25 protein-coding genes are annotated in these 25676 nt (G+C 61.7%); 8 read left to right on the forward strand and 17 right to left on the reverse strand.

All coding sequences use genetic code 11. From position 1 onward, the window contains the following. Nucleotide 1: 1 nt before the first annotated feature. Entirely contained in the window at nt 2-406 is a 405-nt protein-coding gene (locus tag R3F42_08380) for a type IV pilin protein (protein MEZ5542045.1), read from the forward strand. 62 nt (nt 407-468) lie between these two features. On the opposite strand, the gene R3F42_08385 is transcribed toward R3F42_08380, so the two are convergent. The 12 genes from R3F42_08385 to R3F42_08440 all read right to left on the reverse strand — a co-directional run bounded on the left by R3F42_08385 (nt 469) and on the right by R3F42_08440 (nt 11601). After that, on the reverse strand, nt 469-699 hold the full coding sequence (locus tag R3F42_08385; protein ID MEZ5542046.1) for a hypothetical protein: 231 nt from the start codon (nt 697-699) through the stop codon (nt 469-471). 287 nt (nt 700-986) lie between these two features. Next, nucleotides 987-1688, reverse strand: coding sequence for an NrdJb (locus R3F42_08390; protein ID MEZ5542047.1), 702 nt, complete (start codon nt 1686-1688; stop codon nt 987-989). Between the two features lie 59 nt (nt 1689-1747). Beyond that, nucleotides 1748-3901 carry an adenosylcobalamin-dependent ribonucleoside-diphosphate reductase gene (locus R3F42_08395; protein MEZ5542048.1) on the reverse strand — a complete coding sequence of 718 codons (2154 nt, stop codon included), beginning with the start codon at nt 3899-3901 and terminating at the stop codon, nt 1748-1750. Between the two features lie 349 nt (nt 3902-4250). Continuing rightward, nucleotides 4251-4994 (reverse strand): sulfite exporter TauE/SafE family protein, encoded by a 744-nt coding sequence (locus tag R3F42_08400; GenBank protein ID MEZ5542049.1) that lies wholly within the window; start codon nt 4992-4994, stop codon nt 4251-4253. A gap of 213 nt (nt 4995-5207) precedes the next feature. Beyond that, entirely contained in the window at nt 5208-5717 is a 510-nt protein-coding gene (locus R3F42_08405) for a FixH family protein (protein MEZ5542050.1), read from the reverse strand. 5 nt (nt 5718-5722) lie between these two features. Continuing rightward, nucleotides 5723-7138: a cytochrome c oxidase accessory protein CcoG gene (gene ccoG, locus R3F42_08410; protein ID MEZ5542051.1), complete on the reverse strand. Its 1416-nt coding sequence runs from the start codon at nt 7136-7138 to the stop codon at nt 5723-5725. A gap of 9 nt (nt 7139-7147) precedes the next feature. Then, entirely contained in the window at nt 7148-7420 is a 273-nt protein-coding gene (locus R3F42_08415) for a hypothetical protein (protein MEZ5542052.1), read from the reverse strand. A gap of 37 nt (nt 7421-7457) precedes the next feature. Beyond that, nucleotides 7458-8369: a cytochrome-c oxidase, cbb3-type subunit III gene (gene ccoP, locus R3F42_08420; GenBank protein MEZ5542053.1), complete on the reverse strand. Its 912-nt coding sequence runs from the start codon at nt 8367-8369 to the stop codon at nt 7458-7460. After that, nucleotides 8362-8547 carry a cbb3-type cytochrome c oxidase subunit 3 gene (locus R3F42_08425; protein ID MEZ5542054.1) on the reverse strand — a complete coding sequence of 62 codons (186 nt, stop codon included), beginning with the start codon at nt 8545-8547 and terminating at the stop codon, nt 8362-8364. The genes ccoP and R3F42_08425 overlap by 8 nt, the downstream gene beginning before the upstream one ends. A gap of 5 nt (nt 8548-8552) precedes the next feature. After that, the gene (gene ccoO, locus R3F42_08430) at nt 8553-9167 is read right to left on the reverse strand and encodes a cytochrome-c oxidase, cbb3-type subunit II (protein ID MEZ5542055.1); all 615 of its coding nucleotides are present in this window, start codon (nt 9165-9167) and stop codon (nt 8553-8555) included. Nucleotides 9168-9177: 10 nt separating this feature from the next. Then, nucleotides 9178-10599 carry a cytochrome-c oxidase, cbb3-type subunit I gene (gene ccoN / locus R3F42_08435; GenBank protein MEZ5542056.1) on the reverse strand — a complete coding sequence of 474 codons (1422 nt, stop codon included), beginning with the start codon at nt 10597-10599 and terminating at the stop codon, nt 9178-9180. A 348-nt stretch (nt 10600-10947) separates the two neighbouring features. Continuing rightward, nucleotides 10948-11601 (reverse strand): OmpW family outer membrane protein, encoded by a 654-nt coding sequence (locus tag R3F42_08440; protein MEZ5542057.1) that lies wholly within the window; start codon nt 11599-11601, stop codon nt 10948-10950. Nucleotides 11602-11826: 225 nt separating this feature from the next. Between R3F42_08440 and R3F42_08445 the strand changes: the two genes are divergently transcribed. Together R3F42_08445 and ccoS are read left to right on the forward strand one after the other, a co-directional pair. Further along, nucleotides 11827-14319 (forward strand): heavy metal translocating P-type ATPase, encoded by a 2493-nt coding sequence (locus tag R3F42_08445; protein MEZ5542058.1) that lies wholly within the window; start codon nt 11827-11829, stop codon nt 14317-14319. 3 nt (nt 14320-14322) lie between these two features. Next, nucleotides 14323-14538, forward strand: a complete 216-nt coding sequence (gene ccoS, locus R3F42_08450; GenBank protein MEZ5542059.1) for a cbb3-type cytochrome oxidase assembly protein CcoS — start codon at nt 14323-14325, stop codon at nt 14536-14538. Nucleotides 14539-15000: 462 nt separating this feature from the next. On the opposite strand, the gene R3F42_08455 is transcribed toward ccoS, so the two are convergent. The 3 genes from R3F42_08455 to R3F42_08465 form a co-directional block, all read right to left on the reverse strand. Then, a complete protein-coding gene (locus R3F42_08455; GenBank protein MEZ5542060.1) occupies nt 15001-15318 on the reverse strand; it encodes a rhodanese-like domain-containing protein in 318 nt (105 codons plus the stop codon). Continuing rightward, on the reverse strand, nt 15315-15494 hold the full coding sequence (locus R3F42_08460; GenBank protein ID MEZ5542061.1) for a hypothetical protein: 180 nt from the start codon (nt 15492-15494) through the stop codon (nt 15315-15317). The genes R3F42_08455 and R3F42_08460 overlap by 4 nt, the downstream gene beginning before the upstream one ends. Before the next feature lie 254 nt (nt 15495-15748). Next, nucleotides 15749-15889, reverse strand: coding sequence for a hypothetical protein (locus R3F42_08465; GenBank protein MEZ5542062.1), 141 nt, complete (start codon nt 15887-15889; stop codon nt 15749-15751). A gap of 326 nt (nt 15890-16215) precedes the next feature. On the opposite strand from R3F42_08465, the gene R3F42_08470 reads away from it, so the two are divergent. The 4 genes from R3F42_08470 (at nt 16216) to R3F42_08485 (ending at nt 20989) form a co-directional block, all read left to right on the forward strand. Beyond that, nucleotides 16216-17052 (forward strand): hypothetical protein, encoded by an 837-nt coding sequence (locus tag R3F42_08470; GenBank protein MEZ5542063.1) that lies wholly within the window; start codon nt 16216-16218, stop codon nt 17050-17052. A 16-nt stretch (nt 17053-17068) separates the two neighbouring features. Then, entirely contained in the window at nt 17069-17911 is an 843-nt protein-coding gene (locus tag R3F42_08475) for a CBS domain-containing protein (protein MEZ5542064.1), read from the forward strand. Continuing rightward, entirely contained in the window at nt 17908-19215 is a 1308-nt protein-coding gene (gene mgtE, locus R3F42_08480; protein MEZ5542065.1) for a magnesium transporter, read from the forward strand. The genes R3F42_08475 and mgtE overlap by 4 nt, the downstream gene beginning before the upstream one ends. 73 nt (nt 19216-19288) lie before the next feature. Next, on the forward strand, nt 19289-20989 hold the full coding sequence (locus tag R3F42_08485) for a hypothetical protein (protein ID MEZ5542066.1): 1701 nt from the start codon (nt 19289-19291) through the stop codon (nt 20987-20989). Nucleotides 20990-21055: 66 nt separating this feature from the next. Here R3F42_08485 and R3F42_08490 read toward each other — a convergent pair whose 3' ends face one another. Beyond that, nucleotides 21056-24061, reverse strand: coding sequence for a hypothetical protein (locus R3F42_08490; GenBank protein MEZ5542067.1), 3006 nt, complete (start codon nt 24059-24061; stop codon nt 21056-21058). 448 nt (nt 24062-24509) lie between these two features. Here R3F42_08490 and R3F42_08495 point away from each other — a divergent pair, with 448 nt between their 5' ends. Then, the gene (locus R3F42_08495) at nt 24510-25235 is read left to right on the forward strand and encodes a hypothetical protein (GenBank protein MEZ5542068.1); all 726 of its coding nucleotides are present in this window, start codon (nt 24510-24512) and stop codon (nt 25233-25235) included. A 113-nt stretch (nt 25236-25348) separates the two neighbouring features. Here R3F42_08495 and R3F42_08500 read toward each other — a convergent pair whose 3' ends face one another. Then, nucleotides 25349-25672 (reverse strand): DUF2892 domain-containing protein, encoded by a 324-nt coding sequence (locus R3F42_08500; protein ID MEZ5542069.1) that lies wholly within the window; start codon nt 25670-25672, stop codon nt 25349-25351. Nucleotides 25673-25676 lie beyond the last annotated feature (4 nt).

Here is a 25676-nt window from a genome sequence, read left to right on the forward strand (position 1 = left end):
AATGAAGCGACAGCAGGGGTTCACGTTGATCGAGCTGATGGTCGTGTTGGTGGTCCTCGCCATCCTCACGGCCATCGCCTATCCGAGCTACACCAACCAGGTGATCAAGTCGCGCCGCGCCGACGGTATCGCCGCGCTCAATCGTGCTGCAATGATCATGGAATCCTGCCGCTCGGATAATGCGAGCTACGTCGGTTGCGAGGCAGGTGTGGCCGCTAACTCCGAAGACGGTTTCTATGCGATTGCCGCACCGGTTTCAGCGACAGCGACCGCGTACTCGTTCGAGGCGACCCCCCAGGGCGTGCAGGTCAATGATGCGCTGTGCACGAAGCTGACGCTCAACTCGGCGGGCACCCGTGGGTATACTGGCGACGCCCCGGACGCGGACACCTGTTGGGGACAGTAGCAACTGCTCAATAGCGCCGTCGGAGCGTAGGGGTCAGCCACCCCTGCATGGATATCGTGGAACTAGAAATCGCGCGCGGCGCCGCCATGCTGGCGGTCGACCACCGGTGAATGCAGCACCATGTCCATGCCGCGCCAGCTGGCCATATCAACCGACTGCCTTCGGCCGCTGATATCTTCCAGGATGATGCGTGTATGCCGACCCGATGAAAACACGATCGCACGGACCTGAATCAGCTGGCCGGCCAGATTGCTGTACCAGTAACCGGGAATCGGTTTTTGCTGGAGAAACATCCCCGCCTCCTTCGCCCGAAACTGTTCTTGTTCTCGGACTGTTATTGTTCTTGCACCTGCTGGCATTCTACACCCTAACTGCCATGACAATGTTATAGCTGTGAGGGATGCCTGCGGCAATCGGCCTTAGGTACTAACGTCATCCAACACTGCGCACGCAGGCCGTCATTCGCATATTTTCTTTTTAAAACAAAACATTACCCGATTACAGCCGAGCGCGACCCGGCCCCAGACTCGCAGACGTGCCGGCTGCCGGTCCCGCCGGACTACCGGCGTCGAGCATCAGCTTATCCGCACTTCGACTCGCCACAGTTCAGACAGGTCAGGCAGCCGTCGAGCTGGATCGCAGCCTTGGTGTGGCACTTGCCGCACAGCTGCGCACCCTCCGGGAAATCGCCGGCATCGGTGGCTTCTTCCGCACCCTTGGCGGCCTCGTACTGGGCGCGCTTCTCGGCGACCAGCTTCTGCTGATGCTCGTCGAGGCCGTCATCCTTGAGCAGACCGATCATGCGCATGTGGCACTCGATCGCGTCCCCGATCTCGGCCACCAGTGAGGGCATATACTTGCCACCTTTCTTGAAGTAGCCGCCGCGCGGATCGAACACCGAACGCAATTCCTCCACCAGGAAGGTCACGTCCCCGCCCTTGCGGAACACTGCGGAAATAATCCGGGTCAGCGCCACGATCCACTGGAAGTGGTCCATGTTCTTCGAGTTGATGAAGATCTCGAAGGGACGACGCAGTTCGTTATCGGTGCCATGATTGAGCACGATGTCGTTGATGGTGACATACAACGCGTGCTCGGAGAGCGGCGTCTTGACCTTGTAGGTCGAACCGATCAGCATCTCCGGACGTTCCAGCTTCTCGTGCAGGTGCACGATGTTGTCTTCGCGCGGAGCCTCCGCTGCGGCGACCTTTGCCAGCTGCTGCGGCTCGTCACGATCACCGACCTTGTAACCCACAATCTTCTTTTCGATTCGAATAGCCATGCTCTACTCCTGAAACTCTCCGGTTACCGGGTCGCTACGTGGATCATCGATGCCGCCGGCTAGAACTTGCCGTAGTAGCCTTCCTTCAGCGCATCGTACAGATTCGCGGCGGTATGGATCTCGCCGTCGTATTCGACCTCCTCGTTGCCCTTCAGACTGACCTTGCTACCGTCGTCCAGAGTGAATTCGTAGACGGTGTTCTCCAGGTCCTTACCCTTGACCAGCACGCCCTGGAACGCCTCCGGGTTGAAGCGGAAGGTGGTGCAACCCTTCAGGCCCTGCTTGTAGGCATACAGGTAGATGCCCTTGAAATCCTCGTAGGGATAATCGGTCGGGACGTTTGCGGTCTTGGAAATGGAGGAATCCACCCACTTCTGCGCCGCCGCCTGGATGTCCACGTGCTGCTTCGGCGTCACGTTGTCCGCGGCGATGAAATAGTCCGGCAGGGTATCGCCCTCGCCGTCTGACCCGGGATTGGCATTCGGATTCACCAGCTCGCGATAGGCAAGCAGCTCGAAGGAAAACACATCGACCTTTTCCTTGGTCTTGCGTCCTTCACGGATCACGTTGCGGAAATAATGGTGCGCAAAGCTGGGCTCGATACCGTTGCTGGCGTTGTTGGCCAGCGACAGCGAGATGGTACCGGTCGGCGCGATCGAGCTGTGATGGGTAAAGCGCGCACCGGTTTCGGCCAACTGCTCTGCCAGCGCGGGATCCAAGCCGGCAATACGCTGCATATAGCGGCTGTAACGCGCATGCAGGACCTTGCCCTTAACAGTGTCGCCGGGCAGATAACCGTCGCGGCGCATCTCCGGGCGCTTGCGCAGCATCTCCTCGGTGACGGTGAAATCCTCGTCCATGATCGGTGCCGCCCCCTTTTCCAGCGCGAGTTCCAGCGCCACCTGCCAGCCGGTCAGGGCCAGCTCGCGGCTGACGCGCTCGGTGAATTCCACCGAGTCCTTCTCGCCGTATTTCATGCGCAGCATGGTGACAGTGGATCCAAGCCCCAGGAATCCCATCCCGTGGCGGCGCTTGCGATGGATCTCGTCGCGCTGGCCAGCCAGCGGCAGACCGTTGATCTCGACCACGTTGTCGAGCATGCGGGTGAAGACCGCGACCACCTTGCGGAATTCCTTCCAGTCGAATTCGGCGCGCCGGGTAAACGGGTTGCGCACGAACTTGGTCAGGTTGATCGAACCCAGCAGGCAGGAGCCGTACGGCGGCAGCGGCTGCTCGCCACAGGGATTGGTGGCGCGTATGTTCTCGCAAAACCAGTTGTTGTTCATCTCGTTGACCTTGTCGATCAGGATGAAACCCGGCTCGGCAAAATCGTAGGTCGAACTCATGATCATGTCCCACAGCCGCTGCGCCGGGACGGTCCGGTATACCCTGCAGGCCACCAGGCCGGCATTGTTGGTGATGTAGTCACCCTTGTACGGCCATTCGCGCCAGATCACCTGCTCGGGATCGTTCAGGTCGATACCCGCTTCCTGTTCCTTGCGACTGATCGGGAATGCCAGCTTCCAGTCCGCCTCGTTCTGTACCGCGTCCATGAACTCGGTGGTGATGAGCAGGGAGAGGTTGAACTGGCGCAGCCGGCCGTCCTCGCGCTTGGCACGGATGAAATCCAGCACATCCGGGTGCCCGACGTCGAAGGTGGCCATCTGTGCCCCACGCCGCCCGCCGGCCGAGGAGACGGTGAAACACATCTTGTCGTAGATGTCCATGAACGACAGGGGACCGGAGGTATAGGCACCGGCACCGGACACATAGGCACCCCGCGGACGCAGGGTGGAGAACTCGTAACCGATACCGCAACCGGCCTTCAGCGTCAGGCCGGCCTCGTGCACCTTCTCCAGGATATCGTTCATGGAGTCCATCACCGTGCCGGATACCGTGCAGTTGATGGTGGAGGTGGCGGGTTTGTGCTCCTGTGCGCCGGCATTGGAGGTGATGCGGCCGGCGGGAATCGCGCCATGACGCAGCGCCCAGAGGAATTCGCGATACCAGGCCTCGCGTGCTTCGGGCGTGGTCTCGACATCGGCGAGGGCACGGGCGACGCGCTGGTAGGTGGCATCGATAGTCTCGTCGACCGGCATGCCGTCCTTGGTCTTCAGGCAGTATTTCTTTTCCCAGATATCCTGTGATGCCGGCTGCAGCGGGATCTCGGTAACGCCGGTCGGGACTGCTTCGAGGTGTGCCATGGTGGTCATCGGTCCTGTTGTCCTCCCTCTGTTGTTACATTTTTGTACAGGAAAATGCTTCCTGCCGCCTTACTGTCGGCCTTGAGCCGAGACGGGGTTGTGTGCTGCCAACACAATATATTGGGTCGGGAGGGGTGAGATTATTCAGCCTGACACAGCCTGTCAAGGACATTTTGTTTTAGATATTATTATGTTTTATTTCAATTATTTATAGTGAATTTCAGGGCGACGAAATGACGACGCTCCGGGGCGGGATTATTCAACAGCTAAACACAATATATTGTGTTTCTTATATACAGAGACAGAGTCGCCCCGCCCGCCACATGGGCAGTTGCTAACCACATTACGGGACTGCGCGCTATTCGGGATGCAGGTGGTGATGCTGGCCCGCGGGTTCGGCCGGGGGGTGCGAATGATGCCCATGCCTGCCGGGAATAGCAAGCAGCATCACGACCCCCATCAGGATGACCAGGATGCCGGCCGCCTTGCGCACCCGCGCATCCCGCACCCAGCGGCCCAGCGAGCCGAAGGCAATCCCGATGGCCAGCATCGTCGGCAGGGTACCGACTCCGAAGGCAAGCATGATCGCCCCACCCTCTGGGCCAGACCCGCTGGCCAGTGCCAGCGTAAGCACCGAGTAGACCATGCCACAGGGCAGCCATCCCCAGACCAGACCGAGCAACAGTGCCTGACCGGAATGACGCACCGGGATGAAACGGCGGCCGAGCGGTTCGATACGGCGCCAGAGATGCGCGCCCAGACGCTCCGTCCATTGCAGGATCTGCCACCAACCGCCCAGATACAACCCGAGCAGGATCATGATGATGGCGGCGACGACTCCACCTACGGGAAACCCCCCGGTCAGGCCCATCGTCGTGGCTTGCTGCCCCAGGAGGCCGGCCAGCAGACCGGCTACACCGTAGCTGACGACGCGGCCAATGTTATAGGCCAGCTGGGCCGCGAACAGGCGACGCCGCGAGTTGCGCAGGTCACCGGATAGCCCCGAGGTCAGGGCGCCGACTATGCCGCCGCACATCCCGATACAATGCGTGCCGCCGAGCAGGCCAACGAGAGCGGCAGCACCCAGGGTTTCTATGTTCATGCAAATCTTTGCGCGGAAGGAATGGAATTCACGGGTCTGGCGGGATCATCATGGCACGCACGATTACCCGTCACGCGTCATTCTGACCAGCCGGTCGATCCGTGTCGAGGTGCGATTGCGGGACATATTGTCGCAGCTGCGGTCGACGCGGCGTTCTGATAAGCAAAGGCGGGCCGATAGGTCACGCCGCCGACCCTGCCGGCGATGTCTGCGTCAGCCAGCCGGCACCAGCAGCAAGGGCTGGGTCTGCGGGACCTGCAGGGTACCGGACAGGCGCCAGTCATCCGCCTCCAGCTGGATATACCAGTGCCCTTCCGCCGGTGGTTCGATCGTACCCTGGTAACTGCCGGCGCCCGTGTGCCGGAGTCGCACGGCCTGGTCATGGCCGGCACGGGTTGGATGCAACAGCGACAGGCTAACGGTTTCTGGCCAGTTGCCATTGATGGCAGACAACTGCAACCGCAGGGTGTTGCCCTGATACAGCACCAGGTTGGCGCTCAGACCGTAACGCCGCGCCGCATCGTCACGCGCCAGGTCCTGATTGATGGCCTTGCCGCGCTCATAGTAATCATCCACCACCAGCCCGTCACTGGTCGTGACGGCGAGGTAGATGGTGATCATGCCTCCCACCACGGCTGTCAGCGGCAGCGCTATCAGCAACCATACCCAGGGTTCCTGGTACCAACGTCTGCGCCGCCGCTCCTGATCCGCCATGGCGTACATAGCGACTAGCGCGGCCCCAGGAAGCGCGCTGTCTCGGTTGCGGTCAGCGCCGGGGCATCATCTGCCACGAGACTGAACTCGATCACGCTGCTGCGCGCCTTCAGCGCAGCCTCGTCGGCTTGCAACCGTACCGGCAGCTCCAGCACATCGCCCGATGCCACGCGGATTTCCGGCAGGTCCATGCGCAGCTGCAGCCCCGGGATACCGCTGACGCTCAGGGTATAGCGATGCGCGGCACCATCCATGTTAAGCACCTTGAGGGTATAGACGTTCTCGATCAGGCCGGCGCTCGTTTCCCGGTACAGCTGGTTGCGATCCCTGATGACGTCCAGCCCCAGCGAGATGCGTTGACTGAAGGACCAGACGAACAGGCCCATGATGGCAAGCAGTATCATGGCGTAGATGACAATGCGCGGCCGGAGTATATGCGACGCTTTGCCGTGCATGGCATTTTCCGTGGTATAGCGGATCAGGCCCTTTTCGTAGCCCATCTTTTCCATCACGTCATCGCAGGCATCGATACAGGCCGAACAGGCGATGCATTCGTACTGCAGCCCATCGCGGATATCGATACCGGTCGGGCATACCTGCACGCACATGGTGCAGTCGATGCAATCGCCCAGACCCAGCGCCCGCGGATCGGCGCTGCGCTTGCGCGATCCGCGCGGCTCGCCGCGCTCGGGTATGTACGAGACGATCAGGGTGTCCTTGTCGAACATGGCGCTCTGGAAACGCGCGTACGGGCACATGTACTTGCAGACCTGCTCACGCATGAAGCCCGCATTGCCATAGGTCGCGAAGCTGTAAAAGATGACCCAGAACGTTTCCCACGGGCCAAGACTGAACGTCAGCAGCCGCTGCCCGAGCTCGATGATGGGAGTGAAATAACCGACGAAGGTAAAGCCGGTCCAACCGGCAAACAGGATCCATAGTACTTGCTTGGTGGCCTTGATGCGGAACTTGCGGGCGTTCATCGCCTGCGCGTCGAGCTTCTGCTGCCGGGCCCGATCACCTTCGACCTTACGTTCGATCCACAGGAAAGCCTCGGTCCACACTGTCTGCGGGCAGGCGTAACCGCACCATACGCGCCCTGCAATGGCGGTCACGAAGAACAGCGACAGTCCGGCGATGATCAGCAATGCGGCGAGGTAGATGAAATCCTGCGGCCACAGGGTGAGGAAAAAGATGTAAAACTTGCGCGCCGGCAGGTCCAGCAGCAGGGCCTGATGCCCATCCCAGCGCAGCCATGGCGTAACGTAATAGATACCCAGCAGGCTCAGCACGCCAAGCACGCGCAGACGCGCGAACAAACCGTGCACCTCGCGCGGATAGATCTTCGCCGCCTTGGCGTACAGGGATTTTTCGACCTGCTCGTCGGCGCCGCCCGTCGTTACGGGTCTTTTCTGTTCAACCTCAGCCATGGGCTTGGACTACTGACCCCGGTTGTCCTTGTCTTGCCGCATGCAGTTGGTGATTGCGAAATACAGCGTACCGATACCGGAGATGGTCGAGATCAGCCAGAAAAACAGAAAACCGATGGAGTAGATGCCGAGCCTGCTGACCTCGGTATCCTCGCCAAACGGATACAGGTCAGCCGGGTCAAACGCTGAGAAGAACAGCCCCGTGGCCACGATGGCCACGAGGAAGGACGGCCACAGCACAGCAATACACTTCTGGGTTTTGGGTATTTGCTGTTGTGCCATGGCCGTCGCCCTGCCATCCGGATCGTTTGGCTATACGCTATTCAGCAGACTGACCTGCCGACAGGCTGTAGACATAAGCCGCGAGCAGATGCGCTTTCTCCTCGCCCAGGAATTCGCGGTGTGCCGGCATCTGGCCATTGCGACCCTTGGCAATGGTCTCCATTACAGCAGTCTTGCTGCCACCGTACAACCAGACATCGTCTGTGAGATTAGGTGCGCCCAGGGCCTGATTACCCTTGCCGTCCATACCGTGACAGGCTACGCACAGCTGTTGGAACTTCTCCTGGCCTCGACCGGCAGCGGCCGGATCGGCCTCCTTGCCGCTCAGGCTGAACACGTAGGCAGCCACGTCCGCCACGCCAGCCTCGCCGCCCAGCGCCTGTTCCCAGGCCGGCATCACACCGTTGCGACCGTTGAGAATGGAAGCTTCGATGGCTTGCGGCGTACCGCCGTAGAGCCAGTCGTTATCGCGCAGGTTCGGGAAACCGCGTGCACCGCGCGCGTCCGAACCGTGGCATACGGCACAGTAGCTTACGAACATGCGCTCGCCCATGCGGCGTGCCTCGGGATCGGCAGCCACAGCCATCAGGTCCATACCCGCATATTTCTTAAACAAGGGACCGTACTCGGCATCCGCCTTGTCCATCTCGCTCTGGTACTGGCCGGTCGAGGACCAGCCCAGGAAGCCCTTGAAGGAACCGAGGCCGGGATAGAGCGCGAGGTAGCCAATGGCGAAAAAGAGCGTGATGTAGAACAGCATCAGCCACCAGCGCGGCAGCGGGTTGTTCAGCTCCTGCAAGTCCTCGTCCCAGACGTGCCCGGTCGGCTTGCCGATATCTTCGCCAGGCGCGGTGGACAGCCAGCGCACCAGCCAGAAACAGGCCAGAATCGACACGACTGTCAGGATAATGATGTAGATGTTCCAGAAGCCGCTTGTGAAATCAGCCATGGGAATTCTCCTTGGAATATTTATCTGCCGGCGTCATCCCGTCGTCTTCGTCGAACGGGATGTTTGCCGCCTCTTCAAACTGTTTCTTCCGCTTGCCGCTCCAGGCCCAGACGACGATGCCGACGAACACCACCAGCGCCACCACCGTCCAGATCTCATGCAACAGCGTCTGACTCACGAACGTTATCTCCGGGTCTTGACCGCCGTACCCAGGCCCTGCAGGTAGGCGATGATGGCGTCCATCTCGGTCTTACCCTCAAGCGCCTTGGGCGCGCTTGCGATCTGCTCGTCCGTGTACGGAGCGCCCAGCAAGCGCAGCACTTCCATCTTCTTCTGAATGGTAGAGGCGTCGGCAGGATTCTTCTCCAGCCACGGGTAACCCGGCATGATCGATTCCGGCACCACGTCGCGTGGGTTCGTCAGATGCACGCGATGCCAGTCGTCACTGTAACGGCCGCCGACGCGATGCAGATCAGGCCCGGTACGTTTGGATCCCCACTGGAACGGATGGTCGTACACGTATTCACCTGCGACCGAATAGTGGCCATAGCGCTCGGTCTCGGCACGGAACGGCCGGATCATCTGCGAGTGGCAGACGTAGCAGCCTTCCCGGACGTAGATATCGCGACCCGTCAGCCGCAGCGGCGAGTAGGGCTCCAGCCCCGCCACCGCCTCGGTCGTCGATTTCTGGAAGAACAGCGGCACGATCTCGACCAGACCACCCACGGAAACCACCAGGATGATCAGAATCATCATCACGCCGATATTTTTTTCTATCTTGTCATGTCCTGTAGCCATGATCGTCTCCTTAGTGAGCTTCGGCTGGTGCCGGGATGCTGCCAACAGCAGGCTTGGCGCCCGCGATGGTCTTCAGGATATTCCAGGCCATTACCAGCGTACCGAACAGGAACAGCGCACCGCCCAGGAAGCGGACGATGAAGTACGGGTGCATGGCCTGGACCGACTCGACAAAGCTGTAGGTCAGAGTGCCATCCGCGTTGGTCGCACGCCACATCAGTCCCTGCATGATGCCCGCCACCCACATGGAAGCGATGTAGAGCACGATGCCGATGGTCGAGGTCCAGAAGTGCACTTCCACCAGCTTCAGGCTATAGAGCTCACGGTTGAACAGCCGCGGAATCAGGTAGTACAGGCTGCCCATGGACACCAGCGCCACCCAGCCCAGCGCGCCGGAATGCACGTGACCGATGGTCCAGTCGGTATAGTGCGACAGCGCGTTCACCGTCTTGATGGACATCATCGGGCCTTCGAAGGTGGACATGCCGTAGAAGGAAATCGAGACGATCAGCAGTCGCAGTACCGGGTCGGTACGCAGTTTCTCCCATGCGCCCGACAGCGTCATGATGCCATTGATCATACCGCCCCAGCTTGGCGCCAGCAGGATCAGCGACATGAGCATGCCCAGCGACTGCGCCCAGTCCGGCAGCGCCGTGTAGTGCAGGTGATGCGGGCCAGCCCACATGTAGGTGAAGATCAGCGCCCAGAAATGCACCACCGAGAGCCGGTAGGAGTACACCGGCCGCCCCGCCTGCTTGGGCACAAAGTAATACATCATGCCGAGGAAGCCTGCCGTCAGGAAGAAGCCCACGGCGTTGTGTCCGTACCACCACTGCACCATGGCGTCCTGGACGCCGGCGTAGGCCGAGTAGGATTTCGTGAGTGAAACCGGCACGGCGGCGCTGTTGACGATGTGCAGGATCGCGATGGTGATGATGAAGGCACCGTAGAACCAGTTGGCAACGTAGATGTGCTCGACACGGCGCTTAACGATCGTGCCGAAGAACACGATCGCGTAGGCGACCCACACGGCTGCGATCAGCAGATCGATCGGCCACTCGAGTTCAGCATATTCCTTGCTGGTGGTGATGCCGAGCGGCAGGGTTACGGCCGCCAGTACAATGATCAGCTGCCAGCCCCAGAAGGTGAAGGCTGCGAGGCCGTCGCTGATCAGCCGCGCGTGACAGGTGCGCTGTACGACGTAATAGGAGGTGGCAAACAGCGCGGAGCCGCCGAAGGCGAAGATTACGGCATTGGTATGCAACGGCCGCAACCGGCTGAAGGTCAGCCAGGGCAAATCGAAGTTGAGTACCGGCCATGCCAGCTGGGCGGCGATAAACACCCCGACCAGCATACCGACGATGCCCCAGATGATGGCCATGATGGCGAACTGCCTGACCACCGTGTAGTTGTACGTTTGCTGATCGGTCATGCCGACCTCCCTGTTTCAGATTGTTAATACCGTTACCGAATTTTTCAGCCCCGCAAACCGGGACGCTTATCCTGCCGAACCGGCGCTCCGTTACGCCGCATACCGGACTAACCGGAGTGACGGCACAAGGACGTTGGCAGCGACGCCGGGCTACGCGATGCAGACTGTCTGCCGTGCCTTGCTCACCCGCGAAACGAGACCCATTCGCGTTTGCAGCCAGCGCACTGACCCGGGCCCCGTCCCGGCACCGCCATGTCTCCCTTACTTCTTGATTGTGTGCAGCTTTCGCTGCACACAATCGGGGCGTCAGTATCCTTCAGACCGGATGCTGATTCAAGCCGTTTGCTGTCAGAACTTTTTGCCTACGCTGACCATGACCGCCCAAGGATCGATCGATACGGTATGGGTACCATCCAGCGGGGCGCCGGCACCGCTGATCTTCGCATCGGTGTCGATGTCCATGTAGAAGACCTGCGCACCGACCAGCCAGTTGTTCTGCAGCTCGTAGTCAACGCCGAGCTCGCCGGCCAAACCCCAGGAACTGCCCAGGTCGAGATCGGTTCCGGTCAGCGCACCCTTGGTCTTGGTATCGAAGAAGGTCGTGTAATTAACACCGATACCGGCATAGGGATGCAGGTTGGAGCCGGTATCGAAGTGATACTGCAGCGTGACGGTGGGCGGCAGCTGCTTGGTTTCCGCAACCGTACCTGCGGCTGCGAGATCGTCCTTGCCGTTGATATCGTGTTTGAAGGGCCAGGCACCGAGCACGCCCACACCAATATTATTGGTAGCCATGTAGGTCAGGGACACACCGAGACTCCAGGCATCATCGGCTTCAACCTTGCCGGCCGGCGTGGTACCTGCGGCCGGGTATACCGTACCATCACCAGTTGGCATGACACCGGCAGCACCCGCCCGCACCACGACATCACCGGCCTGCCAGGCCTGGGCGGACGTCGCTATCAGGGTGGTCAGCAGCGTTACTGCGAGACGCGTCTTCATCGTTTTTCTCCTGTCATTCAGATTCTGAATCCCCACGCCTGCAGCAGCCGGCGCAAGGTAATAAAACTGGAATGCGGAGGGTATTATTTGTCAGGTCAAAATCAGGCCGCGTTGATCCATATCAACTCATTAGAAAATTATAATAAGGTTTCATACTGAACCGGCCACCGGCTTGTCGATATCCCAGTCATAACGATATAATTATTCTACTTTTCATATAGTTAAATGAATACACAGACAACACGGCCGACACCGGCGCCTGCCGAACCACCACAACCTGCGACAGCTACAGCTGCGACCAGCTGCTTTCACTGCGGCCTGCCGGTAACGCCGGGACTCGGACTAACGGTTCACGTCAACGGCCGCGACGAACCCATGTGCTGCCCCGGCTGCCAGGCCGTGGCACAGGCGATCATCGACGCCGGCCATGCCGATTTTTACCGTCACCGCACACAGGTTTCCAACACCGGCGCAGCGTTGGTGCCGGAGTTCATCCAGCAGACCCGGATCTATGACCATCCCGAGATCCAGAAGACCTTCGTGCGCACGACCGCTGCGCATGAACAGGAGGCGGCACTCATACTCGAAGGCATCGTCTGCGCCGCCTGTGTCTGGCTGAACGAACGTCACGTGAGTCGCCTGCCCGGTGTGCTCGACGTACAGATCAACTACGCCACCCACCGTGCACGCATTCGCTGGAATGATGAGCAAATCAAGCTGAGCGAGATCCTGCAGGCAATCCATAACATCGGCTACACCGCGCACCCCTATGATCCCGCGCAGCAACAGCTCGCGCGCGAGCGCGAACGTCGCAGCCAGCTCAAACGCATTGGCATTGCCGGCGTCCTGGGCATGCAGGTCATGATGCTGTCGATCACGCTATATATCGGCGGCTGGTCGGGCATGGAAGACGAATACAGACGCTTCTTCCGCTGGGTCGGGCTACTGCTGAGCACACCGGTACTGCTGTATTCGGGCGCCCCCTTTCTGCGTGGTGCGTGGCGCGACTTGCGCAATCACAGCGTCGGCATGGATGTGCCGGTCGCGCTCGGCATGCTCGTCGCCTTCGGCGGCAGCATCCACGCCACGCTCAGCGGCCAGGGCGAAGTCTATTTCGACTCGGTCGTGATGTTCATATTCTTCCTGCTGGTCAGCCGCTACTTCGAGCTGATGGCGCGTAAACGCGGCGCAGAGATCGCCGAGAACCTGTCCCAGGCCCTGCCCGCGATGGCCACCCGGCTGCAGGTAACGGATGCCGGCGAAACGCAGGAGATCATTCCGGCCGGCGACCTGCAGCCGGGCGACCGGGTTCTGATCAAGCCGGGTGCAGCGGTCCCGGCGGATGGCACGGTCGAGACGGGCAGCTCCGGTGTCAGCGAGGCCTTGCTCAGCGGCGAGAGCACACCACTGACCAAACATGTCGGCGACCGCCTGATCGGCGGCAGCATCAACATGGAAAGCCCGCTCGTGATGCGCGTGGACAAGACCGGCCTCGATACCGTGCTTGCCGAGATCACCCGACTGCTGGAAAGCGCCCAACAGGAAAAGCCGGCGCTCACCCAGCTGGCCGACCGCGCGGCCGCCTGGTTCGTCGTAGGCGTGCTGCTGCTGGCGGCGGTGACCGGAATCTACTGGTGGCTGCAGGCACCGGCGCACTGGCTGCCGGTACTGGTTGCGGTACTGGTGGTTACCTGTCCGTGCGCGCTTTCGCTCGCCACGCCCACCGCCATCAGTGCCGCCACCGGCACACTGCTTGCGCGCGGCCTGCTGACCACCGGTCGCGCGCGCCTGGAAACCCTCGCGCGCGCGACCCATGTCGTGTTCGACAAGACCGGCACCCTCACTGTCGGCGCGCCGGCCATCGTCGCTATTGAGCGTCATTCCGGGCTCGATGAGGCCGAGCTGCTGCGGATTGCCGCAGCGCTGGAACTTCACTCGGAGCATGCGGCGGCCCGTGCAATCTGCGCCCGTGCCAGCGCGACACCGTATCAGGCGCGCGCCGTCACCAACCACCCCGGCGCCGGCATCAGCGGCGAGGTGCACGGCCGCACCTGGTACATCGGCAACGCGGGATTTATCGCGGAACACTGCGCGGGGGCAGGTGACATGGCGGCGCCGGCCGTAGCGGATGCCACGCATATCCTGCTGGCAGACGCGGAACAGGAGCACGCACGATTCTCACTCCGCGACGAATTGCGCGCCGATGCCGCGAGCGCGATCCGCGAACTGCGACAGGATGGCACCAAGGTTATCCTGATGAGCGGGGACAATGCGGCTTCGGTACAGGCGATTGCCACGGCACTCGGCATCGACAACCATTGCGCCGAAATGAAACCGGCCGACAAGCTGCGTGAGGTCCAGCGATTGCAGCAGCAGGGCGCAGTGGTGGTCATGGTCGGTGACGGCATCAACGATGCTCCAGTACTCGGCGCGGCAGATGTCTCCATCGCCATGCAGGCTGCCGCGCAGCTCAGCCAGGCCAGCGCAGACATGATTCTGCTATCAAACCGGCTGCAAGGCCTGTCCCGGGGGCTGCGACTGGCACGGCGCACGCTGGGCATTATCCGCCAGAACCTGGCCTGGGCGATCGGCTACAATCTGGTCGCCCTGCCTGCGGCAGCCATGGGATATGTCGCGCCATGGATGGCTGCCATCGGCATGTCATCCAGTTCGCTGCTGGTGGTACTCAACGCCCTGCGCCTGACGCGCGGAAGGTAAACCATGGAAATCATCTACCTGCTCATCCCGTTGTCCATCGTCCTGATCGCAGTGATTGCCTGGGTCTTTACCTGGGCCATCCGCTCGGGCCAGTTCGACGATCTTGAGGGTCCGGCACATCGCATCATCATGGACGATGACTCGCCACGGCCGGAATCCGACACAGATCCGGCACACGCCCACGACAAGGAGACAACTGCCTCTCAGGACCAGAAATAACGGATGAGATATACGACGCGCGCGGGACTGCGGTCTGCTCAGCAGCCGCCATGAAAGGTGGCGCTACAGCACCTGCGTGGTGGGGGAATTCCATTGAGTTTCGGCCTCGAGCACACCTGATACCGCTGCGGCAGAGCCCCGCGGCGCGGTTGCTGCCGCCGATTGGTCGCGAAGCCGACGCAACCCGGACCCCGTGCCAGAGTATCGTGATCACGCCCAAACACCCGGCGCCCACATCCCTCGCCGCTCCCGCACTTCCCCGTGCTGCGCGTCACTCGGACATCGTTGGCAATTGCCCCAGCGTTGCCCTACCTCCCGCATCCCTCAGTCGCGTCCCGCGCCGCGGGAGGCAGGTACAGGTGAGACCGCAGCGCGGTCGAGAGACTGGCCTGGGCCATGCCGGGCGCGGCCAGGCACAGCTTTCGCGTAGCTACGCAGTTAGTGCGGGATTATGAGGTCCAGTCAGATGTCCGACTGATCCCGGTCGTCGAGATGATAGATACGGGAAAAACCCTGCCCCGCCAGCAAGCGCGCAGCGCGTACGCAGGCCACTGGTGTCGCGCCGTAGAGAATGACCGGTTCGCGTCTGTTGAGATGACCTGCGTCGTAACCCAAGGCGTCGGCCGGCAGATTCAGCGCCCCGGGCAGCGTACCGCGCCGGAATTCGGCCGGCGGTCGAATGTCCACCAACTGCCCACCTTCCGCCAGCAACTTCCGGGCGGTCTGTACGGGAAGGACTTCACCGCCCGCGAGTATCAACGTGCGCAGTGCGAGTTTCATGATTCGCCTCCCTTGCCGACGGTCGCCGACTCCTCGGCGTCCTGCGCCGCAACCACATGCCGCTGCCACTGCATGGCCGCCACCGTGCAGACCTTTACCATGCAAAAGCGCACGAACACGGCGAGCATGACGATGAACACCACGAATGCAGTAATCGTAAGGCTGTCGATGTGCATGTTAGACCTCCCGCAACCCCGTTAAGAAAAGATAATATTTATATTAGAATTTAATTATATTTTGTCAATATCGGATTTCCGCCGCCCGATCGACAAGAACTTAATCTTCTCTTATTAATCATTATGATAAGAACATTGCGCCCGCTCGGCTGCAGTGGATGCCGGCCATCGAGACAGCGCTCCTTACCCGCTACCGGCGCATCGCGCCGGTAGCGGGTGCCACGCATGCCGGGTGCAGGGTGGCCGCCGCCGTATCAGCACAGTCCGTCCTGTACAGCCGTTTCATCCTCGCGCAACGGTCCGCCACACTGGCCGAACATGCAGAAACGCACGAAGAGGACGAACTCGAACGCAAAGATCACCAGGGCGGTGATCGTCAGGTTGTCGATATACACATCACACCTCCTTTTCCGGAGGTCTTATAGCATATTAGAATTTTATTAAAGTATGATGAATATCAACTTTCCGAATGCTGCACCAACCCGATGCACCATAGACGCCAACCCGTTCGCGGTTGCGGCGACAGAGCAAACTTAACGCCGGATCCCGCGGCAACCATCCCGTTGCCAGCGACGATCGCCCGCAGGTCACCGCACACGTGCGGCCGTTCCGCGCTTGCCTGCCTGCAGCTGAGGACACTGCATAATGGCTGTGAACTTGCTATCAGCCAACCACCGATCCGGTTGCGGCTGGCGTGACTTGCACCCTATGATTGCCCATCATGGAAAATCAGAACACGATCCTGGAACTCCAGGAATGGACCGCCACACTCACCGAGTCCGTCAAGCGTGTAGCCATCCAGATTCTCGATTTTCTGCCCTCCATACTGGGCGCACTCGTGCTCCTGCTCGCCGGCTGGGCGGTGGCACGGCTGCTGCGATACACAACGGAGAAGATCACCGAAAAGACCCTGCTGCGGCTGGCGCATTCCCGACCGCTGGACACGCGCATCAAGCAGCCACAGTCCTACAGCGCCGCACCACGCATCGCCAGCCGCATCGTCTTCTGGGTGGTCATGCTCTTTTTCATACTCGCTGCAGCAGAAGTGCTGGATCTGAAGGTGATCTCGGGCCTGCTCGGGGGTATCACCGCTTATCTGCCACGCCTGCTGGCCGGACTCCTGATCCTATTCATCGGCCTCTGGTTCGGCGAGGCGTCGCGGGCCGTGATAACGCGCAGCAGCAACAGGGCCGGTATCGAGCACGGGGAAACCCTCGGCCGCCTCAGCCAGGCACTCGTTCTGCTGATCGTATTCACCATCGCCGCCGGACAGGTCGGTATCGATAACACGGTACTGATCGCCCTGGTGGCGACCGTATGCGGCATGTTGCTGGCAGCCCTGGCCCTCGCCTTTGCCATCGGCGCCGGAACGACGATCGCCAACATGCTGGCCGCGCAAACGATCGCCCAGACCTACCATACCGGCGACCTGGTCCGGATCGGCGAACTCCAGGGCAAGATAGTGCGTATCACGCGCACCGGCCTCATCCTGAGACGGCGGAGGGACAGGCACTGGTGCCGGCCAAGCAGTTCAGCGAACGGGAGTCGATCAATCTGACCGGTTCCGGCAGCACATGAACCCGTATTCGCGCCTGAGCGCTGCAGCCCTGAAATGGCAGCCCGCAACCGCCGCTCGCGTACTCGAGAAATTCCCCGCCGGCAGCGTCGCGCGCTTTCTCGCTGCCGCAAACACGACCACGGCCGCCACGATCGTGGGACATTTCACCCCGGCGTTCGCTGCGGACTGCCTGGCGACAATCGAGACCCCGCTGGCGGACCGGGTGCTGGAGCGGCTCACGCCCGATTACCAGCTGATGCTGCTGCGCCAGCTGACTCAGGACGACCGGGCGGCCTTGCTGGGCAGGCTGGAACCCGGGCTCGCAGCCACGCTCACGCGCCTGCTGCCCTATCCCGAAGGGACTGCTGGCGCGATCATGGAGGCGCCACTGGCCAGCATCCCCGAGGACATGACGGTGCGGGATGCCATCAAGCGCATCAAGCGCATCCGCCGTGGCACGAAGTCCTATCTCTACGCCACCAGCAGCACGGGACGCCTGACTGGCGTCATGACCCTGCATGAACTGCTCAATTCGCTGCCGACCAGTCCCGTGCGCGACATCATGGACCGGCATGTCGCCTGCATTTCGCCCCTGCTCCCGCTCGAGGCCGTGCTCGACAGCCCGTACTGGCAGGATTATCACGCACTGCCGGTCACGGACACAGACAACATCCTGCTCGGCATCATCCGGCAGAAGCACCTGCGTCGGCTGCAGGAGCAGCTCCAGCATGGAATCAGCCTCGAGGCCGGCATCAATAGCCTGCTGACGCTGGGTGAACTATTCGCCACGACGACGCTGCCGTTGCTATCCGCGCTGATCAGCACGACGAGCGCCACCGACCGGCGCAGAACACCATGACCGATCTGCGCGCTATTTCGCATGCCCTGACGGATGCCTTCATCGACGACTTCCCGCAGGAAGCAACCGAGGTACTGGAAGCGGCGCCTGCGGGTGAAATCGCCCAATTGCTGCAGTCGGTTGCGTCCGAACGCGGCGCCCGCATCCTGGGCCGCATCTCCACAGCACTGGCCGCGACCGTGCTGGAGGAACTGAAGGCAGAGACCGTCAGACGCATATTGGCCGCCATGGATCCGGTCGCGGCAGCCCTGCTGCTCGGCAGCCTCGAGCCTGCGAGCCGCGAGGCGCGACTGGCCGTGCTGGATGCCGGCCTCGCCCGCGAACTGCGCGACCTGATGTCATACCCGCAGGCCAGTGCCGGCAGGCTGATGCAGCCGCGCGCAGCCAGTTTCCCGATGCGCCTGACCGTCAAGCAGGCGCTGCAGCGCTTGCGCAGGTTCGCCGTACGCGACTCCGCCGTACTGGTCGTAACGGACGACAGCGGCAGGCTGGTCGGCCTGGTGGACCTCGTCGACCTCGTGCATGCTGACCCGACCGCGCGACTCGAGAGCATCATACGAATTGACCGGCCGGTATGCGTCAACGCCCTGACTCCGCGCGAGGAGATCGTCGACCTGTTCTCGCGTCACCGGCTCCGGCTGCTGCCGGTCACCGACCTCGATAACCGGCTGCTGGGCATCATCCGGCAATCCACGGTGATCAAGGCCGCGCAGGAGGAAGCCGCCGCCGATCTGCAGGCCATGGTCGGCGTCAGCCGCGACGAGCGCGCCCTGTCACCTCCCCTGCACGCCATGCGCAAGCGCCTGCCCTGGCTCAATATCAACCTGCTCACGGCCTTTCTCGCCGCCGCGGTGGTCGGCCTCTTCGAGGACACCATCGGGCGCTTCACAGCGCTCGCCGTACTGCTGCCAGTCGTCGCCGGGCAGTCCGGCAATACCGGCGCCCAGGCCCTGGCGGTTATCATGCGCGGACTCGCGCTGCGCGAGATTCGGATCACACACTGGCAACGCGTCCTGCTCAAGGAAATGCTGGCCGGACTGCTGAACGGTGTCGCGATCGCCGTGGTAACCGGCCTCGGCGTCCTGCTGTGGAGCCATTCCCCGGGCCTGTCTGCCGTCATCGCCGTGGCCATGGTGATCTCGATGATGCTAGCGGGCCTGTCCGGCGCAGCGATCCCGCTGGTGCTGACCCGGCTCGGCCAGGACCCGGCACAATCGGCCTCGATCATTCTCACGACCCTTACCGACGTCGTCGGTTTTTTCAGTTTTCTCGGCCTGGCTACGCTCTTCTCCAGTTTGTTGTAAAGTAGGCAGCGGTCCCAAACGCACCGGGGCGTGACCCGTGCGCGACCGCCCAATCGAAACCAGCATGAATCACTTGCACAGATCCTTTGTCAGTACCATCACCCGGTGCCTGCTGCTGTGCCTGCTGATCACCGGCCCAGCGCCTGCGCAGCTCGCGCAGGAAGCCCCGTCGCAGACGGTTATCGGCGACAGCAAACAGCAGGCGGCTGTCGACAACCTGGTCACCATTCAGGCATCCATCGATGCCAAGCGCAACACGCTGCGCGACCTCAAAGAACAACTCAAACGGGTCGAGGAAACCGCCGACCGGCAAGACCTCGAGCAGCGTATTGAGCATTTGCGGAACGAGATAGCCGAGCTGCAACAATCCTTCGAGCACATCGCACTCGGCGGCGTCAACCTGTCCCTGCTGGCCGAACAGCCGGAACAGCGGATCGACTGGCGCGAGGAAGTCGAACAGATCAGTCGCCCGTTGCTGTCGACGCTCAAGGAACTGACGGCGAAGCCGCGCCAGATCGACAGCCTCAGCAGAGAGATCGAGCGCCGTGAGAACCAGCTGAAAATCATAGACAAGGCAGTGGAATCCATCCGAACCTTCAGCGCCCATGACCTGCCGGCTGCGGCAGCCGGTCCGTTGCAGCAGTTGCAGACCACCTGGGAGCAGCGCCGGGAAGACACGCAACGCGCTCTGGATATCTCCCGCTTCAAGCTCGACAGCATAAAGACCGAGGGTGTCTCCTGGCGCAGGGCCGTGTGGGAAGCGCTGACGGAATTCCTGCACGGACGCGGTCTGACCCTGGCCCTGGCCGTCACCGTCAGCCTGGTTATCTGGCTGCTCGCCAGGGGTCTGCGCTCACTCTATTTGAAATGGCTGTACCGCAGCCCCCGCGACAGCGGCGTCAAGCGTGCACCGCTGATCCTCTACAGCTACCGGCTGGCAACCGCGGTGCTCATGGTGCTGGCCACGCTGGTGGTCTTTTATGCGCGTGGCGACCTGCTGTTCCTGACACTGGCGATCGTTGCACTGGTCGGCGTCGCCCTCGCCCTGCGCCAGACGCTGCCGCGCTATGCCGCCGAGATACGGTTGCTGCTCGGCGTCGGCCCGGTGCGGGAAAAGGAACGCCTGGTTCTCGATGGCGTCCCGCTGCTGGTCGAATCGCTCAGCGTCTACTCCGTCCTGCGCAACCCGGCCCTAGACGGCGTCGTGCGACTCCCGCTGCACATGATGAACAACTACACCTCTCGACCCGCCGGCCAGGAACCCTGGTTTCCGTGCCAGCCGGGTGATTACATCCAGTTTGCCGGTGGCAGCATCGGCAGGGTACTGCAGCAGAGCATCGAGCTGATCGAGCTCAGCGTGCTGGACAGCCTGGTGCAATATCGCACTGCTGATTTCATCGGCCAGAACGTCCGCAACCTGTCACGCGGCGAATTCGGAATCGCCACGACTTTTGGCATCGACTACCAGCATCAAGCCATCTGCCTCGACATCGTGCCGGAACGCTTCCGCAGCGCAATCGGCGAACGCTTCATTGCGGCCGGACTCGGCACCGAGCTGCGCAGCGTCACGGTCGAATTCAAGGCCGCCGGCGCCAGCTCGCTGGACTACCAGATCTACGTGGTGCTTGCAGGCTCCGCTGCCGGCGCCTACTTCAGGGCGCAGCGCCTGATGCAGCAAGCCTGCGTGGATGCGTGCAACCGCGCGGGCTGGGTGATCCCGTTCCCGCAGCTGACCGTGCACACGGAAGCAACAACGACAGCTCCGTCCGCGTGATCGCGTGCAGGGCAGGTGCTTGGCCACGGCCCGGTGGGCTTTGGCATAGCTCCATCGCCCACCGGTTCAGGTCGTCAACCGACGGTAGATATCGGAGACCTTGAGCGGCAGCTTGCGCACCTCGTCGACCACCGCATAGTTCGCCGCGCCGTACATGTGCGGCAGGTAATCACGCGCTTCGCTGTCGATGGTGATACAGAAGGAATGAATTCCCATGCGCCTGGCCTCGATCAGTGCCTGGCGCGTATCCTCGATACCATAAGCACCGCGGTAGCTGTCGTAGTCATCCGGCTTGCCATCGGACAGCGTGATAAGCAGCTTGGTGCGCGCCTCCACCCGATCGAGCAGCTGGCAGAGGTGACGTATGGTCACGCCCATGCGCGTATAATCCTTGGGGCGGATGCCGCTGATGCGCCCGCGCACCTCGTCGCCGTAGGCCTCGTCGAAACGTTTGACGCGATAAACCTCGCAGCGTTTGCGGGTCATGCCGGAGAAGCCGTAGATAGCGTAACGGTCACCGAGCGTTTCCAGTGCCTCGCACAGCAGTACCAGCGCCTCGCGCTCGGCGTCGTTGATCCAGCCTTTAGTGGAACCGCTCATGTCCACCATGAACATCACCGCGATGTCACGTTCCAGCTTGTGCATCTTGGTGAACAGCCGCTCGCTTAGCTCCATGCCCATGGTGGTGTCGGCATAGGCCTCGACCAGGGCGTCGATGTCTACATTGTCGCCATAGGGCTGCTTCTTGAGCAGCTTGTCCTCGCCGCGCAAAGCCTCGAAGGTGCGGCGGAGGTGCGCAGCCAGTCCGCGGTACTTCACCAGGGTGTCGCGCACGAAGCCGGCATCGGCCGGGCTGACTTCCAGCTCGCGCAGCACCGCCCAGTTCTTGCGGTAGTTCTGGCGCTCGTAATCCCATTCGTTGTAGAGAAACGCGCCTTCCTCGTGGTAGGTCCCCTTCCACACGTCATCGGCGCTTTGCGCCCCGGGCGCTGCAGCTTCATAGGCGCCGTCACCGGCAGCATACAGGTAATCCTCCGGGATCTCGCCGAGATCCTGGAGGATAGAGGCCATCGTGCCCCGCACGTGCTCGGGCGGGGCGATCGGTTTGCCGTCGAGCTGCAATTCGAAGGCAAAGCCGTCTGGATGTTCGCTGGACTCGACTGTTTTCAGCTCGAATGGGAGGCGTCGTGGCTGCCCATCCTGCGCTGCCGGCTCGTCCGCCACTTGCCCCGCGTCCTGCAGTTCCTGCGCCAGGCGCAACAGGTGCAGGCGGAAGGCCTGACGATCGCTGTCAATTCGCGCGCGGCGTACCTGTAAGACCGTATCGGGACACAGCACACCCTGGTACATGACCGGTTCGGGCAACGGTGCATCGAACAGCTGCTGCAACCACTGCAGTGTATCCTCGACCCGCGCCTCCGGCTGATCCAGTGCGGCGGCTGCCGCGTGCCAGTCGGCGGCGAGCCCGGCCATGCTGTCTTCCCGGAAGCGCACGAGCTGCCGATGCTGGCCCGGCAGCATACGGCGGATGCATGCATCCAGACGCAGGGTTTCCAGGAAGTGGAAGCATTGCATGGCCCGCTCGCCGTCGGCATAGCGACCGAACACCTCGGCCAGGTCGATGCGCCAGGTACCGAACCAGGTCTGCGCCCAGAGGTGCACGACATGTGCCTTGTACAGCTGGAAGTTGTCCTCGCGCTCCGGGTATCGCACCATGCTCGCGGTCAGATACAGTGTTTCGGTATCGGTGTAACACCGCTCACCGCACTCGATCTTTAGACGTCGTCCGCTCAGGCCGTGCACGAAATTCTCCAGCACATTCACAACGTCGTCGAATGCCACACCGGTCTTACGTGCACGGTACTCGCGCGCGAAGCGCTCCACATCCCGGAATGCGGCCACCGCCGGATGCAGACCGCGCGTGTCGTAGATATCCATGCATGCCAGCAGCCAGGCCTCAACGCCGGCCAGGTCCAGCAGGCGCAATGCCGGCGCCACATGCGCGACAAAATTCAGTGCCATCCCGGCGCTGGTGCGCGCCACCACACTCACCCAATGCAGCACGAAATCTTGTTGCTCGCGCGTGAATCCGGCCAATGCCCGCGCCGGCTCTTCGGCCGCACCCAGAGAAATCATGTGAATGTCGAGCCGTTCCTCGAGCTGTGCCGCAGTCAGCGGCAGACCGCTGGTCTGCAGGAACTCGGTGGCATCGTACCAGCGTGCAGCAACACCGGCCGGCAGTACGCGTCCGCCCGCGGTCCGGGTACCGAGGTGCAGCGGCTCGATGGTACAGCCGGGGAGCGCCTCACGCAGCAACTGGCCGAGGCCTTCCGCCTTCCAGGTGATGGCGCCGCCGTCGGTCGACAGCCAAACCCCCAATGCCTGTTTCGACAGCAAGCGGGGCAGGTATTTGACCAGCTTTGCCATGTCGACCTCGCGATCCCACATCTGGCCGCGCGGTCCATGGCCGATGGGCGGCACCGGCAGTATCACCATTTCGAAACGCGCCTTGCCGCGCAGCAGATGCTCGACATGGTCCATCACATCGTCGTGCACGTATTCGATATTGCTCGACCCGGCCTGCAGTCGCGCCAGCGCGAGCATATCGGTGCTGGCATCGACATGTACAACACTCGCGCCGGCCGCCAGCGCCTGCGCCGAGACATACCCGTTACCTGCAAACAGGTTAAGCACCCGGATTTCATCGAGGTCGTAGCAGCCCTCGATACGCTGACGCACCCAGCGTGCACAGGAAATGTCGCGCCCATGGAGGCCGATGTGCCCCCTCCGACCCGGTCTGCATATCACTTCGAGGCCGTCGACCCGCGCCGTCCATTCGCGCGGCAGCCCGCCGCGGGTTGGCTGCCAGTGTCCCTGCACACCCAGGTCAGCCACGTAGATCCAGTCTGCATTCCAGTAAGGATCCATGGGTGCACCGGTCGCCAACCGATCAGGGCTGTCCACCAGGAACTCACCCCAGCGTTCAAGCCTGCGGCCGCCGCCGAAGTCGACGAGCTCATAGTCATCGACCGGTGTCGTGGCGAAAGCATCGCGCGTGTCGGATTCCGACACTGTAGGCAGTTGAACCATGAATCAGGATGTTAGCAGATCATCCCGGAGATGGATTAAACTAAGCCGCACACCGACACGAAAACACTGTAAAAACATGGATATCCCATGGACGCGCATGGTTACTGCACAAGGTTGCGGCCATCGTAGATCGCGCATGCCACATGACTTCACCCGCGGCAGGCGCTACGCTATGCCCCATTTGCAGGGATAGCCAGGACACCATCCGATGCGCCCGTACGGAACCCTATTGATGTTGTTGCTTGCCGCAGGTCCGGGCAACGCAGCTGACGCGCAGCCGGGGCAGGCGCCCGAATACCCGAATGCCCTGACCACCGTGCGTGATGCCCGCGATCTGGAACACAGCGCCCTGACACCCCCGCCGGAGGACCTGTACCGTCACGCCATCAGCGGCAGCGCACGTGACAAGGGTCTGTTCCTAGATAATCTCATGCTGGCACTGAACACCTATGGCAAGCCTGGCGCGGAGAATGGCAACTACCTGCAGGACTTCGCTGCGCTGTATACCACCCTGGCGGCCCTACTGCAGGATAGCAACGGATTTGTCGCTGAACCTGCCACCGCAGTGACCAAAGTACTGGCGCTCATGCAGGGTACCGGCGGCATCAAACCGGTGTCCGAATCCGCAGCGGTCAAGGGCGCCCTGGAGAAAATCATCGGCGGCAGCAGTAACGACGTGGTACGTGGCCGCGCCATCGACGCCTGGGTACAGATGTATCCGCCGGATGACGCGATGATGGGCTCTTTGGAGCAGATCCTCCAGGGCGATATGATCCAGTATCCGGCGTCGCACGCTGCAGCATTCCGGGCCTACGGTATTTACCGGCGCCGATACAACTACGAATTGCCGAAATCCACGGCGGCTACCGCCAAACACCTGCTGGAACATCCATCACAGGACGTGCGTGTGAAGGCCGAGTATGCGCTGGCGGAAATAAGTGGCGCCGCGGCTCTTCCGACTCTGATCACGCAACTTGAGCACACGGCTGCCGGCAGCGAAAGCCGGGTGCTGACCGCCTTGATCCTGCGCCTCGACAACAGCCAGGACACACTCGACAAGCTCAACCGTATCGGAACGCAGAACCGGGTATCCGCAGCGCTGCCCGCGAATGACGATCACACTGACTCAAGCAACACAGATCAGCGGCGACACTGACCCCCGGCTGACTACAGCCACAATTGGCATGCTGACCTCTCCGCTCGTCCTGCGCACCGCTCCGGCGGCGGCACGGTGCGGCCGCGCTGGATTATGAGACGGGTTCTAGCCTCTTACTGACGCAGGCTCTCGAGCGCCAGCTCTGCCTCAGTCTTCATACCGAACTTTTTCATCAGCCAGCTTGGAGGACAAAAGCCGGTGAAAGAGCTCTGCAGGCAGTTGAAACCGATGAACAGCGTCACCCAGGTCCAGTAGGGATGATGAAACAAGGCCAGCAGCGAGGTCACCATGACCATGATGCCGCCGAAGGCGAACAAGGTGCGCTCAACAGACATGAATTTCCCTCCATTTCGGTCGCGGCCGCGCGGAATTTCGTGGTGAATTCTAGTATAGTGAGCAATCTGCTCTCGTTCATCGATTTTTTGTTTTGTCGGCACCAGC

The sequence above is a fragment of the Pseudomonadota bacterium genome, assembly GCA_041395565.1.
Lineage (GTDB): Bacteria > Pseudomonadota > Gammaproteobacteria > UBA9214 > UBA9214 > UBA9214.